The 18760-nt window shown below is 54.6% G+C and carries 16 protein-coding genes; 6 read left to right on the top strand and 10 right to left on the bottom strand.

Annotated elements, in window-relative coordinates:
* Positions 1-35 precede the first annotated feature (35 nt).
* The 4 genes from pncB to mscL all read right to left on the bottom strand — a co-directional run bounded on the left by pncB (position 36) and on the right by mscL (position 3452).
* The gene (gene pncB, locus ACZYUB_RS04040) at positions 36-1259 is read right to left on the bottom strand and encodes a nicotinate phosphoribosyltransferase (protein ID WP_463945770.1); all 1224 of its coding nucleotides are present in this window, start codon (positions 1257-1259) and stop codon (positions 36-38) included.
* Positions 1260-1515: 256 nt separating this feature from the next.
* On the bottom strand, positions 1516-2259 hold the full coding sequence (locus tag ACZYUB_RS04035) for a carbonic anhydrase (RefSeq protein WP_463945769.1): 744 nt from the start codon (positions 2257-2259) through the stop codon (positions 1516-1518).
* A gap of 91 nt (positions 2260-2350) precedes the next feature.
* Complete coding sequence (locus ACZYUB_RS04030; protein ID WP_463945767.1) at positions 2351-2917, bottom strand: hypothetical protein; 567 nt, start codon at positions 2915-2917, stop codon at positions 2351-2353.
* Positions 2918-2999: 82 nt separating this feature from the next.
* A complete protein-coding gene (gene mscL / locus ACZYUB_RS04025; protein ID WP_463945765.1) occupies positions 3000-3452 on the bottom strand; it encodes a large-conductance mechanosensitive channel protein MscL in 453 nt (150 codons plus the stop codon).
* 268 nt (positions 3453-3720) lie between these two features.
* Here mscL and phoP point away from each other — a divergent pair, with 268 nt between their 5' ends.
* From phoP to ACZYUB_RS04010, 3 genes are all read left to right on the top strand, one after another.
* Complete coding sequence (gene phoP / locus ACZYUB_RS04020; protein ID WP_463945763.1) at positions 3721-4395, top strand: two-component system response regulator PhoP; 675 nt, start codon at positions 3721-3723, stop codon at positions 4393-4395.
* A complete protein-coding gene (locus ACZYUB_RS04015; protein WP_463945761.1) occupies positions 4392-5822 on the top strand; it encodes an ATP-binding protein in 1431 nt (476 codons plus the stop codon). Before phoP ends, ACZYUB_RS04015 begins: the two co-directional genes overlap by 4 nt.
* A gap of 215 nt (positions 5823-6037) precedes the next feature.
* Positions 6038-7039 carry a Gfo/Idh/MocA family protein gene (locus ACZYUB_RS04010; protein WP_463945759.1) on the top strand — a complete coding sequence of 334 codons (1002 nt, stop codon included), beginning with the start codon at positions 6038-6040 and terminating at the stop codon, positions 7037-7039.
* Between the two features lie 17 nt (positions 7040-7056).
* On the opposite strand, the gene ACZYUB_RS04005 is transcribed toward ACZYUB_RS04010, so the two are convergent.
* Positions 7057-7530, bottom strand: a complete 474-nt coding sequence (locus tag ACZYUB_RS04005) for a hypothetical protein (protein ID WP_463945757.1) — start codon at positions 7528-7530, stop codon at positions 7057-7059.
* 381 nt (positions 7531-7911) lie between these two features.
* Between ACZYUB_RS04005 and glgX the strand changes: the two genes are divergently transcribed.
* Together glgX and mepA are read left to right on the top strand one after the other, a co-directional pair.
* The gene (gene glgX / locus ACZYUB_RS04000) at positions 7912-9978 is read left to right on the top strand and encodes a glycogen debranching protein GlgX (RefSeq protein ID WP_463945755.1); all 2067 of its coding nucleotides are present in this window, start codon (positions 7912-7914) and stop codon (positions 9976-9978) included.
* 143 nt (positions 9979-10121) lie between these two features.
* Positions 10122-10913, top strand: coding sequence for a penicillin-insensitive murein endopeptidase (gene mepA, locus ACZYUB_RS03995; RefSeq protein ID WP_463945753.1), 792 nt, complete (start codon positions 10122-10124; stop codon positions 10911-10913).
* A 10-nt stretch (positions 10914-10923) separates the two neighbouring features.
* Here the strand turns inward: mepA and ACZYUB_RS03990 are convergent, their stop codons facing one another.
* On the bottom strand, positions 10924-12900 hold the full coding sequence (locus tag ACZYUB_RS03990; protein WP_463945751.1) for a methyl-accepting chemotaxis protein: 1977 nt from the start codon (positions 12898-12900) through the stop codon (positions 10924-10926).
* 234 nt (positions 12901-13134) lie between these two features.
* Between ACZYUB_RS03990 and ACZYUB_RS03985 the strand changes: the two genes are divergently transcribed.
* On the top strand, positions 13135-14730 hold the full coding sequence (locus ACZYUB_RS03985; protein WP_463945749.1) for an ABC-F family ATPase: 1596 nt from the start codon (positions 13135-13137) through the stop codon (positions 14728-14730).
* 71 nt (positions 14731-14801) lie between these two features.
* Here ACZYUB_RS03985 and ACZYUB_RS03980 read toward each other — a convergent pair whose 3' ends face one another.
* From ACZYUB_RS03980 to ACZYUB_RS03965, 4 genes are all read right to left on the bottom strand, one after another.
* Positions 14802-16340, bottom strand: a complete 1539-nt coding sequence (locus ACZYUB_RS03980) for a DUF3369 domain-containing protein (RefSeq protein WP_463945747.1) — start codon at positions 16338-16340, stop codon at positions 14802-14804.
* 186 nt (positions 16341-16526) lie between these two features.
* On the bottom strand, positions 16527-17267 hold the full coding sequence (locus tag ACZYUB_RS03975; RefSeq protein WP_463945746.1) for a glycerophosphoryl diester phosphodiesterase: 741 nt from the start codon (positions 17265-17267) through the stop codon (positions 16527-16529).
* Between the two features lie 109 nt (positions 17268-17376).
* Positions 17377-17994 (bottom strand): TPM domain-containing protein, encoded by a 618-nt coding sequence (locus ACZYUB_RS03970; protein WP_463945744.1) that lies wholly within the window; start codon positions 17992-17994, stop codon positions 17377-17379.
* 11 nt (positions 17995-18005) lie between these two features.
* Positions 18006-18758 carry a TPM domain-containing protein gene (locus ACZYUB_RS03965; protein WP_463945742.1) on the bottom strand — a complete coding sequence of 251 codons (753 nt, stop codon included), beginning with the start codon at positions 18756-18758 and terminating at the stop codon, positions 18006-18008.
* Positions 18759-18760: the final 2 nt, after the last annotated feature.

Raw genomic sequence — 18760 nt, 5'->3', positions numbered from 1 at the left:
CACCAAGCCATGACTCCGGCATCCGAGATGCCATTTCACATAACTTGGCTGAGAACCTGATGGCGAACACTCGCCTCCACTGCGAATGCCTCCATCAATGAATTTAAATAAGCCCGATCCCGGCACAGGGTCTTGCCCGGACTATCCGATATTTTGGCCACGGACTGACGTCCGACCCGCACTAGCTTCATCACCATATTCAAGGGTTGATTCACCCCGAAATCCGCCATCAGCCAGGTTCCGATCCCAAAGCTAGTCTTGACCCGCCCCAAAAAGTGACGATACAGGGCCACGGCCCGAGAAAAGTCCAAGCCATCGGAAAAGACCAATGTCTTGTCGGCCGGATCGATCTTCAGCTCTTCCAATCGAGCCAGCAACTTCTCCCCCCACAGAATGGGGTCCCCACTGTCCTGGCGGAAGCCACTGTATTGGCTTGCCAGTTGAAAATCCAGATCTCGACAGAAAGCATCGATACCAATCACGTCGGTCAACGCGATACCCAGCTGACCATGATATTCCCGTAACCAGTTCTCAAGCGCGACTTTTTGGCTGCTCGCCAGCGGATAATTCAAGCCCTGATGGGTCTGTAGCCACTCATGGGCCATGGTGCCCACCACAGGTAACTCAAAGTGCTGGGCCAGCAACGGATTACTAGTTCCCGCCAACTGCTCGGGTAGATGCTGTTTCAGCAAACCCAACACCTGTTGCTGAGCAGCAAAGCTGAAGCGACGCCGGGTACCGAAGTCACTGAAACGAAATGCCGCCAGATCGACACTATCTCCAAGCCGGTGTAATTCGGCAATTTTGCTGAGTGTACTACGCTCGATCTGTTCTGGCGTCACCTCGGGATAACGCACGCTGTTGCGTAATTCGCTCAAGGTGGCAAGCACCGGGATCTCAAACAGGGAAATGTCGGTCTGCAAACCACGTGCACTGATGCTGAGCCCTCCCTTGTCAATGCCGAGGTGCAGCAAACCCGGGTCGAAGCGGAAATGGTAGAGAAAATCCAGGTAATCGGTCTGCAGATACGGTGCCTGTCGCGACAGCGCCCGTAGTTGCGGCAAGGTCACCGTCAGACGTTGCATACCATCCAGCTCTTCCCGCAACAGATCCAGATAGGGAGTCAGATCCTCATCACTACGGCAGTGAAATTCCCATTCGGCTTCAACACGGGGGGCTTGATGCAAGTAGGCTTGTTGCATCGTCAATTTATAGAAATCGGTATCCAGGACTCCCTGAATACAAGTATTCACGAGCATAAGCTGCCGCTCATCAATCTGCGCCTCCTAGGGGTAATCACCTCGTGATCTTGACTCGGTAGCAAGAGCCAGAGTCGTTATTTTGACTGCAGAGCCCGAGCTGCCATCAATGGTGACAGTACGAGGCTCGGCCCGGGCGATCAGACGGATTGCACGACGGGTGCCCTTGTGTACGAGGGTACCCGAGAGCAACCATCCGTCATCTTACTCCGTCGGAAAACGACCTGTCCCCAGATCGTTTTCCGGAACAGGAGGATTATTCCGCGATCAGACGCGCACCGACTGGCTGCACCGGGCGATTATTCGGATGCCCCATCAATTGGGAAAATTGCTCAATCTGTGCCTTGGATGCCGTCATCGGTTGCTTCAACACCAACCAGCGAACCCCTTCACTGCAGGGCGGCGTGGTCAGGGAGCCCGCAAAACGGTAGTAGCTGTGATCTTTGGGCAACAGATCGGCGACGTTAACTGATTGGCTCAGCGTCAGTGTGTCACCGGCCTTTTGCGGCAGTTGTTGCCACAGGGTCGCCAGCAACGGATTGGCCGCGCCCTGTTCAAACATCAAACCGACAACCGCCAGGTTACCATCCGGATCGCTGTGCACCAGATGCACTTCCAGCGGAAATTGCTTGCCCTGGATCAGGTTCTCACTGGGCGCATGAAAATGGAACTGTTTGAGCATGAATGGCACGCCATCAACACTCAGTTGACTACCAGCGGCATAAGTCACCTGGATCGTATGCCCATTGTTGATGATCTGCTGACCGCCAGCTTGATAAGCAAAGGGAATGGCCGGAAGTTGAGTCTTGACCGCGTGTTGAATATTGATGGGAGCCTGGTTTTTACCCGTGTTACAGGTCGCATATTCGGCACTCAGATGGCCCCAGTTAGCCGGTGCGACGTCCCCCTCATAGCCCCAATGGGCCGCTTCGCTGGCATTTGCGGTCGGAAGGAACAGTGTCGAAGCCAATAATGCGGCCAGTACGGTTGAATGATGCATGAGTCTATTTTCTCCAATTACCGAGGCCCTATGACCTCGTAACCACTCCTGCCTCACGCCTTTTTTCAGGAATAGAAATTTTAACTTGTTGTTATTTTTCAAGTTTATCTATGGGTGCTGGCGCCATACGGATAATGGTATCCAGCCGTGAGGTCAGGGTTCCTTTGGGCGCAAAGTCCCAGTCGCCACCGTAGACCACATCCTCGACTTGCCAGCCGAGGCGGCCTTGGCGCAAACGGAGCCCATCCTGCCACTCCACCGTCTTGCCCTGATTGTCATAGATCAAATTGAACTGACATCGGCTGGTTAATTTTTTGGTCTGACAGCCAATCAGTTCAAAATCTGTGACCCCCTCAAACAGTGAAGTAAACAGACTGCCTTCCGAAAGCGGTGGTGTCGGTTGCGGCTCGTTAGCATGGATTTGCCGATCCACGACATAAGCCTGCTCCAGCCGACGCAATAGACTCTGCTGTAACAGGGGACGAAACACCCGGTACTGCTCTGGCGCTGGTAAGTCAACCAGCGGGTTCGCCCGCAACGCGCGGTAAAAAGTTTCGGCAATTTGTTCCGGCCCATTGGTTATCTCACCACTGGGTTGTTTGTCACTACAGCCCGATAACACGAATAACGCCAAAAGCAACCGTCCCATCAATGCCATGGTTTCACTCCGAACGAAGAACGGGATCGTATCCGGAGGCCCAGATATCCGAGCCGCCGGGTGCGCAGACCTCTGAGGCAGTTCAGCCCAAATCAGAGGTGCAATGGGGACAACGCTTGGCCTGAATAGGAATGTCCGTGCAGCAATGCGGGCAGTTTTTGCTGGTGGGTGCCGCCGGTTCGGCCGCCTTCTCCATCCGCAGCTTGTTCATCGCTTTGACCACCATAAACAGTGCGAATGCGACGATGGCAAAACTGATGACCGAGTTAACAAACAGTCCCAGATTCATGGTGACAGCACCAGCGGCCTTGGCATCGGCCAAGGTGTGGTAAGGCGCGGCAGCCTTGGCGCCTTCTTTCATCACCAGGAAAAAATCGGAAAAATCGACTCCGCCCAGCAACAAGCCGATCGGAGGCATCAATACATCATCGACCAGGCTCTTGACGATGGTTCCGAACGCACCACCGATCACGATCCCCACCGCCATGTCCACTACATTGCCGCGCATCGCAAAGTCTTTGAATTCTTTTAACATATAAGGCTCCGATTCATGGAATAACATACTGCTAACAGGCTCATACTAACCCATAGGCCCCAAATGGGAGAAGGGATAATGATGTTCCGCTATCCGACTGATATATCGGTAAAATGGTAGCTGGTTTATCTAAAGTTCAATAAGAATTCGTTAGACTGGACACAGTCGCGGAACGGTCAGCCGGCACTCCAGCACCCTTAGATGACCGTCATCCATCAGGCTCCGATATGCCTGATCCCACTCCTGGCCATCACTCGAGGTATTACCAATGCGGATTTTGCTCGTCGAAGACAATCTGTTATTACGCCATCATCTGGGCGTCCAACTTCAGGAACTAGGACATCTGGTTGACAGCGCCAGCGATGCCCGGGAGGCTGACTACTACTGTCAGGAACATGAACTAGACCTGGCCATCATCGATTTGGGATTGCCAGATGAGGACGGTTTGAGTCTTATCACCCGCTGGCGCCAGCATGGCATCGCCTTTCCCATCCTGATCCTCACCGCACGCGAAGCATGGGAAGATAAGGTCAAAGGGCTGGAGGCCGGGGCCGATGATTACGTGACCAAACCGTTTCAACTCGAAGAGGTGGTAGCGCGGATCAATGCGCTGGTTCGTCGCGCCAGCGGTCTGGCCTCTTCGCTCATCCAGGCACCACCCTACCTGCTGGATTTAAGCCGCAAGGAGCTTAAAATTAATGATGAGGTTGTCAAGTTAACCGCCTTTGAATACCAGATCCTGGAGTTCCTGATGCGACGCTCAGGCGAAGTAATCAGTAAAGATACCTTGATGTTCCAGCTGTATGCCGATGCAGAGCTACGCGAGACTCATACCATTGATGTGTTGATGGGACGATTGCGGCGCAAGATGCAACTGGAGAATCAACCGGATGCGATCCAGACCGTGCGTGGTCAGGGGTATCGCTTTGACATGCCGACATGAAGGCCCTACACGGTTCGTTACGCCTACGCTTTATCGCTGGCACCGCGGCAGGATTGCTGCTCATCTCCATGCTGTACGCGGTGCTGGCAGTCGTCGGCCAGAATATGATGCAGCTGCGTTATACCAACCAATGGATGGAGCGCGATATTGATGCCTTCATGACACTGGTTCAGATCCGGGATGGCCAGCTCCGTTTGCTCAGTCCGGGAAATGCCTTGCGTAAACGGTTATATGCCACCTGGGTATTCGATGCCAACAATCAGCTCATCTGGCAGTCTCGGGACCTACCTGAATTTCGGCGCTACCTGACGGAACAATGGATCAGACAGGCAGGCTTGTACGAGATTGAACATCCACAACTCTTACCCGGCTCCCACGATCGCAAGGGTAACCCCCTGCCCATCGAAGAAGAAGGCTTACTCCAGCAATTCGGCGATTACAGCTATTCTGTCCGAATACAACATTATCCGGCCACCGCAGAACGACCTGCTTTGCGGGTTGCCATGATCGATACCGTACCGGAGGAGCGCGAAGACAACTCCTACCTATGGCATGCCTTTCAGACCGTCACGCTGGTGAATCTACTGATCTTGCTGCCAATTGTCTGGTTTGCCGCCAAATGGAGTCTGCGGCCCATCGATAAACTGGCGATTGCCGTACGGCAACTGGAACGGGGTACCCAGCAACAGCTCGAGTTTGTACCACCACGGGAACTCGATGATCTGGTCAAGAACCTGAATTTGTTGTTGCAGCAACAACGTCAGCAACTCGAGCGCTACCGCCATTCCCTCGGCGATCTGGCTCACAGCATCAAAACCCCTTTAGCAGTCCTGCAGTCAACATTTCATTCCCTGCGCGAAAAACCAGAGCAGATGTCGGCACAAGAGCCCCTCGTGCAAGAGCAGATCAGCCGTATCTCACAACAGATTGGCTATTATCTGCGACGGGCCGCCACAGGACCCGAGCCAGGATTATTCCAGCAACGACATGATGTCGAATCACTGATCAGACCGCTGTGTGATGCACTGCGAAAAGTCTACGACCGCAAGGGCGTGGTGCTGACTCTCAACTGCGACAGCGGATTGGTTTTCTACGGCGATCGCAATGACTTCATGGAAATAGCGGGAAATATCATCGAAAACGCCTGCAAGTATTGTCTGGAATATGTGGAAGTTCGACTCTACCACGATCAGCAACAGCTAGTACTGGATGTCGCCGATGATGGTCCGGGAGTCGCAGTGAATCGGCGGGAGCAGATTTTGCAACGAGGTGTACGCATTGACACGCTGAAACCAGGGCAAGGTATAGGTCTCGCTGTCGCCACGGACATACTCCAGGCCTATGGCGGTCAAATGTCCATCGAGCAGAGCGAACTGGGGGGCGCCCGTTTCATCCTTCATTTCAGTCGCCCAGTCAAGGCACGCTGAACACCGCGTGCCGAGGTTCCAACACGGATAACAGCAGAAAATTGCATAATCGGTCGCTCTGTCTTAATGTGGCCTCGAACAAATCCACAGCAACCACATAGGTGGTCTGTTTACCGTTTCAAGACCGAGCCGCGCTGTCGCAAGGCTCGGAACCACATCATAACAACAGGGACGAGCAACCAGACTCGCCCCCATCAGGATTCACGGGATTAAAAATGAACCAGAACAAAACCATGCTCACTGCCGGAGTGATCGGCAGCAACTGGGGCCGCGTCCACGTCGCCGGCCTACGACAAGCCGGGTGTCAGGTCGATGCCCTGATGGCCCACGATGCGGCTCTGGTGGCACGCATCGCGCACGAGGAGCAGATCCCGCGCTTCGGTACAGATCTTGATACCTTGGGCGACTGCGATGTGATCGCCATCGCGACCCCGACGGCGAGTCATTTGGGTTATCTGCAAGCGTTTCAGGATCGGGCCATCCTCTGTGAAAAGCCCCTCGGCATAACCCCTGATAATCAGGCCGCCTTCTCATCGCTAGCCTCGTCCCGCATCTATGTCAGTTATCCATTCCCCTTTTTGCAAACTGCGCAGGCTCTCAAAGCCCGGATCCAGGCCGGTGATCTGGGAGAGCTCCGCCGCATCTGTCTCGTTGTCGGCGTGAACCTGCCCTACCCCAAGAGCCCGGTTGAATGGTTCGTCGAAGATGTGGTGCATCCGTTCTCTCTGCTCTATACCCTGTTCGATGATTTCGAGTACCAAGGGGTGATTGCTGGTCAGGGCAATAACATGACCGTACAGTTCACCTGTCAGGGAGCCCTGCTGGATATTCTGCTCTGTGATTGGCCCATGCCCGGGCTGCACTTTGATATGACCCTGATCGGCAGCCAGAACGCTTACCAACTGCGCGGTGGTTTTCGTCCCGAGCGCGGCTGGTGGTTCGAGCCGTTGCTGGCGGACGGGGTGGCGATCACGGATGGGGAACCCGCCGAGGTCAATCCCTGGATCCGCGCCAATCATCAAGTTGCGCACCATTTTGTCGATGTTCTACAAGGCAATATCAGTGCCGAAGCAGCAACTGCAAAAGGACTCTTTGATTTGGCGCGCGCCCGACAGATGGAGTTGCTCTTCTTGCCCCTGTGGCAATCACACTCGCCTCGCAAGAGCCATGACCATAGGCCCGCCGCGACGGCCTTTGACTGGAAATTGTCCGGTTAGCGATCTCGGATTCTGGGCTACCGACGCTCAACCAATGGCACGCGCTCATAGCGCAGATAACCCGCCTGTTGATCACTCCCCAGATAGTGGTACAGCCGGTTACCATTGAGTTGCAGATGGACCGAGTTCAAAAAATTGTTACTGATATAACGGGCCGGATTGCCCAGACAATCCGGCTTGCCATTGTGGTGTGGCGAACTGAGCGTCAACAAAAATCGACTGCCCTGTTGTTTGATACGAGCTTGGGCACGAAAAGAAAATAGCTCACCGTGAGCAGATTGGCTCTGTTCACTGACATAGCCATCCGGGGAGATCCGCATCAGGGTCCGTCGACAGTTTACCGGGACAGCCACCGATGCGCCTACCAGCTTCCACTCGCCATAGATCGAGGGGGATACCACATCACTGGATCTCGCGTGAACCTCGTTTGCAAGCCCCGCCCCTGACATTGGGAGCCAACAACAACCGACGATCAGCAGCTCTTTGAGCATGGTTTAGCACTCCTTGTCACTCTATTTTCATTGCGAATTCGGCGGAATATCAGCCTGTCGAGTGGGTATGCCGCTCGGGGCAAAGATCGGCTCATCCCTCATGGCATAGCGGATCACTAGTCAATCCGCGGCGCGATAACATCGAAAAAATTAGAGTGATTACGCTGCTATAAGTTCCGGTTTTATAAGGACTCAATCCATTTTCGTGATCCGTGCAGCACAAAAAATAGACAGAATGTAGACATAAGAGTCCCCCAACAGCGGCCAGGAACCAGAAGATAACCTTTTCAATACACTTTTTCAGGTGCCACCCCTTCCGCCCCGACGCATATGCAGTACCATTGATATCTGCATGAAAGGACAGTTGACAGGATGCTTACCATGAAAATGACCAAGGTGATAACCGCTGGCCACTGCCGAGAACTCGGCGCCACCGTCGAACACGACGGGGTCAATTTCGCCATCTGGGGGCGTTTTGCCAAAGAGATGGAGCTGCTGCTGTTTCGCTCTGAGCTGGACACAGACCCGGAAGTCATCCGTCTCAAAGCACCGACTCACCGTTCTGGTTATTACTGGCATGTGCATGTGACAGGAGTCCTGCCAGGACAACTGTATGGCTGGCGTATCCCGTGCCTGTTATTGAATATGCCGGGTAACCGCTGGGAGCCTGAGAAAGTATTGCTCGATCCCTATGCCAAGCGCATCGTCCTGCCTGACAACTACGATCGACAAAAGGCAGCTGCGCCCGGATCTAATCTGGAAGGCTGCGCCAAGTGTGCCGTCATTTCCATGGCGAACTATGACTGGGAAGGAGACAAAATGCCGCGGCATCCACTCTCCGCCTCCGTGGTGTACGAGATGCATGTCGCCGGTTTTACCAAGGATCCCAGCTCCGGACTGCCTCAAGTCCGTCGCGGAACCTATGCTGGCGTCATTGACAAGATCCCTTACCTGCAAGAATTGGGTATCACGGCCATAGAATTGCTGCCAGTCTTCCAGTTCGACCCTCAGGATGCACGTCCCGGCAACAGCAATTATTGGGGCTACAGCCCGATGGGCTTCTTTGCACCCCACGCCCAATACGCCAGTGACAGCAGTTACAATGGCGTGCTGGATGAGTTTCGCGACATGGTCAAAGCGCTGCACAAGGCCAATATCGAAGTCATCCTGGATGTGGTCTATAACCACACCGCCGAAGGCGATGATGAGGGTCCGACCTTTTGCTTCCGAGGCCTCGATAACTCGGCGTTTTATATCCTTGATGAGAGCCGTCGCTTCAATACCAACTACTCCGGTTGCGGTAATACCCTGAATGCCTCCCATCCGATGACCAAACGTCTGATCACCGACAGCTTGCGCTTTTGGAAAGAAGAGATGCACATCGACGGTTTCCGTTTCGATCTGGCAGCCATTCTCTCGCGTGACAAAAACGGACATCCGCTGAATGATCCGCCCACTCTGTTGGCCATCGACAGCGATTACACCCTGGCAGAGACCAAGATCTTCGCCGAAGCCTGGGATGCCAGTGGCTTGTATCAAGTCGGCCGCATGGCTGGTGCACGCTGGCGCGAATGGAATGGCCATTTCCGGGATGATGTACGCAGCTTTATCAAAGGCGACCGAGGCATGGTGTCTCGCCTGGCCAGCCGTCTGACCGGTAGTCCGGATATCTATCAGGCACCCTATGCCGATCCTCACAAGAGCCTGAATTTTGTCACTTGCCATGATGGTTTTACGTTGTGGGATCTGGTCAGTTATAACCAAAAACACAATCTGGCCAATGGTGAGGATAATCGGGACGGCAGTGATGCCAACTACAGCTGGAATCATGGCGTCGAAGGTCCAACGGAAGATCCCGAGTTACGGGCCCTGCGCCTGCGCCAGGCCAAGAACCTGATGGCGATTAATCTGATCTCGGTCGGCACCCCTATGGTGTTGATGGGGGATGAGCGGCTACGCAGCCAACAGGGTAACAACAATGCCTATTGCCAGGATAATGCCATCAGCTGGATGAATTGGGACTCCAGCCCAGAGCGTGACGAGATGTTCCGGTTTGTGCGTGAGCTGCTGAGCTATCGCGCCTTGCGCGGGAGCGGAACATCCGATTTGATTTCGTTGGGGGATGCCCTGGAAAACGCCCGCATCGTCTGGCACGGCGTCAAACCCTATGCTCCAGACTGGGGTGACGACTCGCGCTCCATCGGGCTTACGGCCTATTCGCTCAGCCACGAGGCGGACTACTACGCCTTCTTCAACGCTTTCTGGGAACCATTGACACTGGAATTGCCTCCCCCACCCCATAATCCACAAGGGACCTGGTTACGGATCACCGATACCAGTCTCTCAGCACCTGATGATATCAACTCTCATGGGCGGCCACTGCCGGAAGTCGGCACCAGCTATACCCTTGGCGCTCGAGCCGTCTTGTTGCTGGTATGTGCTAGTTGAAACACGAATGATGCTGACGACCATAACGCTGCCAGTGGAGCGTTATGGTTAATCACAACGTCATGGCAGCAATCACTTGCACAACCACTCAATTCAGGCTCGAATAGCACCATGCTTAGCCTGCGTATCCAAGGAACTATCGAGTGGTACATCTCTTCTTGGCACTGGCCTTGGGTAATCCCTGGCCTTTACTGACAACTCCGGCCCCCGGGCATCCAGAACCCATAGGCTCTTACAGTGCCGGATGTTTACAAGGTAGCCAGCAGATGGCTTTGCACGGCCAGGGCTATCAGCTGTTGCGTCCAGCTCAGCGGCGTTATTTCGGTCATCCGGCGCTGGTGGATTACTTGCATGATCTAGTCACGCGCAGCCAATCCCAAGGACTGCCACCGCTATTAATTGGCGACATGGCCATGGTGCGAGGCGGACCTTTTAGCTCAGGTCATCGCAGCCACCAGAATGGTCTGGATGTGGATATCTGGTTCCGGTTTGCCGCCCCCCCATTGTCTCGGCAACAGTTAGCCAATCCAACCCCTCTAGATATGGTCCGAGCAGATAACCGGCATGTGAGTCGCGCCTTCAGCACGCAGCAACAAACCTTGCTTCGATTAGCCGCATCCGACTCTCGGGTGGAGCGTATTTTTGTGCATCCAGCAATCAAGCAGGCACTGTGTACACAAACGACGGGGGATCGCAGCTGGCTCCACCGGATCCGCCCCTGGTTCGGCCATCGGGCTCATCTGCATGTCCGCTTGCAGTGTCCTCGGGGTGCCCGGGACTGCCAGGCGCAAAAACCAATCCCGCCAGGTGACGGTTGTGATGCCGAGTTGCAGAGCTGGTTCAGCGGCCCTACGGAAGTGAGCAGCAGCTCAAAACCCAAGCCACTGCCGATCCTGCCAGGTCGGTGCCAGCAGATACTGTCACCTCGAACCTAGCAACGACCCTCTATGACTGTAGCCGAAAAGCCGCCAGCTCCTGATGGATCAAGCTGGCGGCTTGATCCAGCAACACCGTCTGTTGATGGCTTTCAATAACCACCTGCCGCGTCCCATCGGCCAGGAGCGCAACCTGCTCTACCTGCTCATTTAGCATCTGTGCGACTCGGGTTTGTTCATCCACCGACTCGGCTATTTGTCCAATGACGCCACTCATGCTGTCAATATGACTAAATAAGGTCACCATGGCATGCTCAGAACGCCCAATCGCCTCCGCAGTCTGCTCCGTACAGGTATGACTGCGGATCGTTTTCTCCAGCGCTTGCTTAGCACCCTGTTGCAACGCCGCAATCATAGTCCGGATCTCTTCGGTCGCGCCTTGACTCTTGCTAGCCAATTGCCGGACTTCATCGGCCACTACGGCAAAACCTCGGCCTTGATCACCCGCACGCGCGGCCTCAATGGCCGCATTGAGCGCCAACAGGTTCGTTTGTTCAGCAATGGCACTGATGGTATCCAGAATCGAGCCGATCTGCTGACTACGGGCCGCTAACTGCTCGACCTCACCATGGGTCAACTTGATTTCATGGCTCAAAGTGGTGATGAGTTGATTGGCATGACGGCTGATATCCCGATTTTCAGCCCCCAGGTCACGTACGGCCTGAGTATCAGCAGCTGCCTGCTGGGTGTGCCGGGCAACCTCGACGCTGGACTGTGCCATCTGGGTTACAGCAGCAGCGATTTGATCGGCATGTTGATGGGTCATGGCCGCTTGCTGCTGCCCCTGTCCGCTCAACTGATCAACCGCCTTGGCAACGGCTTGCGCCTCCACTGAATGAGCATGGATTTCCCCAAGCAAGCGGACCATCTGCTGCAATAAGTTATCGACCGCAGTACTGATGTGGGCCAATTCATCCTGGCCAGAGTCGCGAATACGCAGGGTCAAATCCTGGTGCTCGGCGATCACCGTCAGCGTTTGTTCGATGCCTCGAACCCGCTGGCTGGTGATCCGGATCAGCAGACAACTCATGCCAATCAGCAGAATGGTTGAACTGACAGCCAGGAAACCGGCGATCCAGACCGCGGACTGGTTGGTCTGCACCCGCTGTCGGGTATAGGTCATCATGGATTGCAACTGGGTCGCTGAAAGCTGGCTCAACTGCTGGATGTGAGCGGTGACCGCGTTAAACCAGGAGCCAGCTTGTAAACCGGAATAGGGGCCAGCCCCCTGCTGCCGAACCTGATCCAGCATGGTTTTGACGGCAAGTCCTTCAGCCCCCTGCCGCCATTGTTGCACCGCAACCTGCAAGTCTGGTGATGCCGTCAGTTCCAGCTGAGCCATCAGACGTCGATCCTCCGTGTTCAGGGCGAGCAACTTGAACAAGACATCTGGGGTAGCGCGATTGGCGCTGAGCATGCCATTCACCAGCCCCCTGAGTTGCGCGGTATTCTCCTTGAGTGACAACAAATCCAGTAATCCCTGAGCTTGTTCACGAACGGTTTCAACCGGGATCCGGTTGATTAAAACCCGCAATCCATCCAGCGAACCGCCATTGAGCTGACTATACGCTGCAAAGACCCCTTCGGAGTCGAGCTGATCCACTTGGCCCCGGATCGCCGCTCGCAACTCAAAGGATGCGGGGATCCGTGTTAATACGGTTAACTGCTCCACATCGGCTAGTTGTCGCCTCAACTGTTGAAGAGTCTCATCACTCAGCAGACGAGCTTGTCGGAGCTCATCGACAAAACGCCCCCCCTTGCTGGCAAGATAGCCCATGCTGATCCCGCGCTCTGCCGCATTGGCATCCACCACCCGATCCAAAGCGCGAATCACATCCATCAGGCGAAGTGTCTGTTGATCCTGATCGACAGATTGCTGCAAACCAGAAATCAAGTACCCTCCGACGAGTAGTGCGTACACCACCGGACACATGGCGATCACCAACAACAGATTGGTGAGTTTGAAGCGGGAAAGAAACTCGCGCATCGATTTGCTCTCTTGCTAAGGACATTGGTAAAAATCTAGCGGATCCAGATAAAAGTGCCGCAAAAGCCGCCCAAATGAGTTCCGGGTCCTTGATGCAACCACCAGTTTTCCTTCCCGGCTTTGAACTTTGTGAGCAAGATCGCTACTATGGCGCCTGTTTTCATTAATTGGCCTAGGTTCGCGCGTGCGGAGCCCTAATGGCCACCACTCGCCCTCACCGGCTGGAGCTAAATCTTGCTTTCTACCAACAACATCACCATGCAATTCGGCAGCAAGCCGCTGTTCGAAAACATTTCCGTCAAGTTTGGCGATGGCAATCGCTATGGCCTTATCGGTGCCAACGGTTGTGGCAAATCGACCTTTATGAAGATCCTCGGTGGTGACTTGGAGCCGAGCGCGGGCAACGTGTACCTTGACCCGAATGAGCGCCTCGGTAAGTTGAAGCAGGATCAATTCGCCTATGAAGAGATGCGTGTGATTGACGTGGTGATGATGGGCCATAACGAGTTATGGGCCGCTATCGCAGAACGTGACGCCATTTACGCCAATATGGAAGCCAGCGACGATGATTATATGCGTGCCGCCGAGCTGGAAGGCAAAGTAGCCGAATACGATGGCTATACCGCCGAATCCCGAGCCGGTGAACTGCTGCTGGGGGTTGGCATTCCGGTGGAACAGCACATGGGCCCGATGAGTGAAGTGGCTCCAGGCTGGAAGTTGCGGGTGTTGCTGGCACAGGCGCTGTTCTCCAACCCGGACATCCTGTTGCTGGACGAGCCGACCAACAACCTGGATATCAATACCATCCGCTGGCTTGAGCAAGTGCTGAACGAACGCAACAGCACCATGATTATCATCTCGCATGATCGCCATTTTCTGAATATGGTCTGCACCCATATGGCTGACCTGGATTACGGCGAGTTGCGTGTCTACCCGGGCAACTATGATGAGTACATGACCGCGGCCACCCAGGCACGCGAACGTCTGCTCTCTGACAATGCCAAGAAGAAAGCCCAGATTGCCGACTTGCAATCCTTTGTCAGTCGCTTCAGTGCCAACGCCTCCAAGTCTCGTCAGGCGACTTCGCGAGCTAAACAGATTGAAAAAATCAAGATTGAAGAGGTCAAGGCCTCCAGTCGCCAGAACCCTTTCATCCGTTTCGAGCAAGAGAAGAAGCTGTATCGCAATATTCTCGAAATCGAAAACTTGGCCAAGGGCTACGACAAGGGGCCGCTGTTCAAAGATTTCCGTTTGATGGTGGAGGTCGGTGAAAAGATTGCCATCCTCGGCGCCAACGGGATTGGTAAATCCACACTGATCAAGACGCTGGTGGGCGAGTTGCCCCCAGATGCGGGCAGCATCAAGTGGTCGGAAAATGCCAAAATTGGTTATTACGCTCAGGACCATGCCTCCGACTTCGAGACCGATAAGACCGTCTTTGACTGGATGGCGGACTGGAAACATGAAAGTGATGACGAACAGGCGGTTCGCAGCGTTCTAGGACGTCTGCTGTTCAGTCAGGATGACATCAAAAAATCGGTGAAGGTTCTCTCCGGCGGTGAGAAAGGGCGGATGCTATTCGGTAAGCTGATGCTGCAACGCACCAATATTCTGGTGATGGATGAACCGACCAACCACCTGGACATGGAATCCATCGAATCCTTGAACATGGCGTTGGAGATGTATCAGGGTACCCTGATTTTTGTTTCTCATGACCGTGAATTCGTCAGCTCCCTGGCCACTCGGGTGCTGGAAATCACCCCCGAGAAGATTATCGACTTTGGTGGCAACTACGAAGATTACCTGCGCAGCCAGGGTATCGAGTCCTAATCCATTCACATCATCCGACGTCAGTAAGGCTGCCCATGGCAGCCTTACTTCTTTCTGCAGGCCATCGCCTTTTAATCCGGGTACTTGCGGTAAATCTCTTCAATCGCGGGTAAATTAGCTAAAAATAATGCGACCAGTTCCGGGTCGAAATGCCTACCAGCTCCCTGCCGGATATAATCCACGGCATCACTGAATTGCCAGGCAATCTTGTAACAGCGCGGGCTGACCAAAGCATCCAGCACATCCGCAATCGCCACAATTCGCCCGGAGATATGAATATCGGTCCCCTTCAAGCCCCGAGGATACCCCTCACCATTCCAGCTTTCATGGTGTTCGTGGGCTATAGTCGCACCCAGCTGCAGTACTCGCTTATCCGACTTGCTGAGAACTTCAAAGCCAATCAGGGCATGAGTCTGCATAATCGCCCACTCATCCGGATCCAGCTTGCCAGGCTTGTTCAATACCCGATCCGGAATACCGATCTTACCGACGTCGTGCAACGGAGCTGCCTGCCGCAAGAACTCGACATCACGGAGATTCATACCCGAGAGCTGGCCCAGTAATGCCGAAATTTCACCCACCCGTTTGACATGGGCGCCTGTCTCTTTGGAGCGTTTTTCTACCGCCTCACCGAGAATGAAAATAGTCGAGCGCTGAGTCTCCTCAATCTCCTCTCGCAGCAGCAGACTCTCGTAGGTGATGGCAACGTTGGCCGTAAAGATCTCGAGCAATTCGCGAGCATCGGCGCTGATTACATCCGCAAACGACATGTAGACCACGGTCTCGGAGCCGGCCTTGCTGTGGTAATAGCAGGTAAAATAATGAGCACCGAACTGGCTGCGGCGATCTCGCAACGCATTGTGAAATGCTTCCTGCACATCAGGGGGGAGCTGCTCGACATCCTCATCAATCTGCAGGCCGGAATAGGCTTCCGTGGCGGCGAGCACCTTGAGTCGACCATCTTCGGAAGACGCGGCATAGGCTGAAACTCGACTGGCGCAGAGACCATCCCCATCCAGGTTCAACAGATAGTTGACCTGTTCAAGCACCGCAGAAGCAAAACGTCGTAAGTTGTGAGAATCATAAACTTCGGTGATGGCATCAATGGCCCGGCGTAAGCCCAGTCGGGCGCGCTCCAGACGCATGATGTCCCGATAGGCTCGCAAGGAGGCATAAAATACCGTCATCAGCTTGCCATGGGTCAGGTCGGTCTTCTCTTTGTAATCGTTGATGTCATAGGTTTTGATCACATGCTCTTCCGGCGCTTGCCCAGGCTGTCCGGTACGCAGCACGATTCGTACATTCAAATTTTTCAGATCTTCGCGGATATAGCGGGCCAGATCCAATCCGGCACTATCGGTCTCCATCACCACATCCAGCAGGATGAGGGCGATATCGTTGCGTTCACTCAGAATATCGACGGCCTCCCCGGCACTATAGCAATGGATAAACTCCAGTCCTTTACCATCAAAGGTAAATCCCGACATAACAAGCCGAGTTACCTCATGCACCGCTGGTTCGTCGTCCACGATCATAACCTGCCACTGCGCTAGGCTACGCACCGTCTCTTGAGCCGGTTCATCGTCGATAAAGAGCAGATCATCACTCATGAGCCCATTCCCCTTGAGGCGACGCCGCCGCCAAATTACCCGTCGGAAACCGCAATCCGCTACCACACCCTGAGACCACGCGGCATCGCATGTTCTCTATCCTGACCTATCATCAGCGTAGTGCATATTATTTCATTGCAATGCTCGGGAGCCTGCTGATTGTGAGCAATGTAACGACTTGAGACATCACTCATTCCCTAAAAAACGAGCCGGATCATCGGTGAATATGGCATCCATTCCCCAGCCCCAATGCCGGGCCACGGCTTGCGGGTCATTGACCGTATAGCAGAGCAACCGATAACCCGCTGCTTTGATACTCCGAGCCAACATGGAATCGAGTGCCTGGTAGTCACAGTGCAAGCTATATGCATCGATCTCCTGCAACTCTTGCTGCCAGTTGGCAGGAACCACTTCATATAATTGCCCGCGACGCAGATGAGGTGCCTGATTCCGGCACAGGCGTAACGCCTGATGATTGAAGCTGGACAACAGAAGTTTGTCACTGTCGCGCCACTCGAGCGCCAATGTGCTCAACACGGTAGCAACCAACCGCTCCAGACCCGGTCCATCATGTTTGATTTCAAGATTCAGCCCCATGCCTAGACGCTGGATTTCCTGCAACGCTTCGCTCAGGGTCGGGATCCGCTCTCCGGAAAATTGTGGTGCAAACCAACAACCGGCATCCAACTGCCGTACATAGGCTAAGTCAACTTCGGCGAGCAGCCCTCGGCCATTACTGCACCGCTCCAGCGCTTCATCATGAAAAATGACGGGGGCGCCATCCGCCAGCACAGAGACATCCATCTCGACCCAGCGGACCCCCAAAGCCGCGGCGGCACGGAAGGATGCGAGGGTGTTTTCCGGCGCGACGGCAGCGGCGCCACGATGACCAATGATGCGCACATCACTTTGTGGGGTATCAAACATCTCATCTCTCAACTAAAACAGGGCTCGGGGATGCCCAAGCTAAAGCGCCAGATGCAAGGTGCAAAGCTGTACGCTCGCCACCTGCTGTGCAGGGTAATCAAACTCGCCGTTAATTGAGCCGCACCAGACGATTCGACAACTGCTGTTGGGGGACATTGGCTGGAAACAGGGTGATTAACCGGGTCCCCACTTGCGCTACGCATTGCCTAAAACCCACTTCAATTTGACCCGATTTGAGCTGCTGCACGAAATCGTTGATGATCTGTTGCCACTCGCCATCATCAACCCGTGCTGCAACTCCCTGATCCACCAGAATTTCCACATAACGTTCGGCTTCAGAGACAAAAATTAGCACCCCTAGTCGATCCCGGGTATGGTGCAGCCCCTGAGCCAAAAATTGCTGACGCGCCATCAAGCTTGCTCGGCGCCGACGAACATGGCGAGGCACAAGCAGCATTTTCAGCGGCATCCAGCGACAGGCAACCGATACCACGAACCAGATCCCCCATTGCCAGATAAAGATATCCTGCCACTCAAGCCAAAATCCCAACTCATAGGCAACTAATGGCGTCAACATGGCGATAAACGCCGCCCAGAGCGTCGGGATGTACAGATAGTCATCACTCTGCCGCGCCAGGACCGTGACAATCTCGGCATCTGTTTGTTCCTCGATGAGCTGGATCTGTTGAGCCAGCTCATTGGCAAAAACATCATTCATTAAACTCATGACCCACTCCGTTACCAATCACCCGAGGCACCGCCGCCGCCAAATCCGCCACCACCTCCGCTAAACCCACCACCACCGAAACCACTGCCCCCAGAGCCACCACTGCCCCAGCCGCCGCCCCAACCGCCGTTGCGATGGGAGCAGCCACGAAGTGCCTGTCGCAAACCAGGAGGACCAAACATGCTGAGAAAGGTCAATCCGACAAACGCCAGCAGCAAGAACCAGAAAATAAGACTCGAGTAACCACTCTTGTGATTGACCTTCTGCGGCTTATATTCGCCCTGGACTGCCTGCAAAATGGCACTCACCCCGGCACTGACTCCCGCCGCCATATCCCCCTGTTTAAAGTGCGGCAGTATGCGGGTCTGGATAATATTGGCGGCTATCGCATCCGGCAAAGCCCCTTCCAGCCCATAACCAACCTCGATGCGCACCTTGCGCTCCTGCAAAGCCAGGATCAACAGCACGCCATTGCTATGCTCTCGCGTACCTATGCCCCAATGTCGCCCCAGCTGATAGCCATACTCTTCGATGCTCAGACCATCCAGGGTCGGCACAGTGACGACCACCAACTGGTTACTGGTCTGGCGTTCATGCTCGGTCAGCTGGGCAACCAGTTGCTCATGCTCATCCGCCGTCAAGATCCCGGCCAGATCCACCACCCGTCCGGTCAATGCTGGAAAGGCAACCTCGGCCCGCACCGTGACGGAGAGCAGCAGCAACAGGGTGAGCCAGCAAGCCGTCCAGGGTACACGTCTGCCCATCC

The organism is Pseudaeromonas sp. HNCC25DJ182 (genome assembly GCF_055413365.1).
This window is presented reverse-complemented; position numbering and strand designations above follow the sequence as displayed.

Bases quoted from the DNA above. Each gene is read 5' to 3' on its own strand.
- ACZYUB_RS03970 (WP_463945744.1), bottom strand. From the start codon at position 17,994: ATGAGTTTAATGAATGATGTTTTTGCCAATGAGCTGGCTCAACAGATC.
- ACZYUB_RS03990 (WP_463945751.1), bottom strand. From the start codon at position 12,900: ATGCGCGAGTTTCTTTCCCGCTTCAAACTCACCAATCTGTTGTTGGTG.
- ACZYUB_RS04005 (WP_463945757.1), bottom strand. From the start codon at position 7,530: ATGCTCAAAGAGCTGCTGATCGTCGGTTGTTGTTGGCTCCCAATGTCA.
- ACZYUB_RS04010 (WP_463945759.1), top strand. From the start codon at position 6,038: ATGAACCAGAACAAAACCATGCTCACTGCCGGAGTGATCGGCAGCAAC.
- ACZYUB_RS04015 (WP_463945761.1), top strand. From the start codon at position 4,392: ATGAAGGCCCTACACGGTTCGTTACGCCTACGCTTTATCGCTGGCACC.
- ACZYUB_RS03975 (WP_463945746.1), bottom strand. From the start codon at position 17,267: ATGTTTGATACCCCACAAAGTGATGTGCGCATCATTGGTCATCGTGGC.
- ACZYUB_RS04035 (WP_463945769.1), bottom strand. From the start codon at position 2,259: ATGCATCATTCAACCGTACTGGCCGCATTATTGGCTTCGACACTGTTC.
- mscL (WP_463945765.1), bottom strand. From the start codon at position 3,452: ATGTTAAAAGAATTCAAAGACTTTGCGATGCGCGGCAATGTAGTGGAC.
- pncB (WP_463945770.1), bottom strand. From the start codon at position 1,259: ATGCTCGTGAATACTTGTATTCAGGGAGTCCTGGATACCGATTTCTAT.
- ACZYUB_RS03980 (WP_463945747.1), bottom strand. From the start codon at position 16,340: ATGAGTGATGATCTGCTCTTTATCGACGATGAACCGGCTCAAGAGACG.
- ACZYUB_RS03965 (WP_463945742.1), bottom strand. From the start codon at position 18,758: ATGGGCAGACGTGTACCCTGGACGGCTTGCTGGCTCACCCTGTTGCTG.
- phoP (WP_463945763.1), top strand. From the start codon at position 3,721: ATGCGGATTTTGCTCGTCGAAGACAATCTGTTATTACGCCATCATCTG.
- ACZYUB_RS04030 (WP_463945767.1), bottom strand. From the start codon at position 2,917: ATGGCATTGATGGGACGGTTGCTTTTGGCGTTATTCGTGTTATCGGGC.
- glgX (WP_463945755.1), top strand. From the start codon at position 7,912: ATGAAAATGACCAAGGTGATAACCGCTGGCCACTGCCGAGAACTCGGC.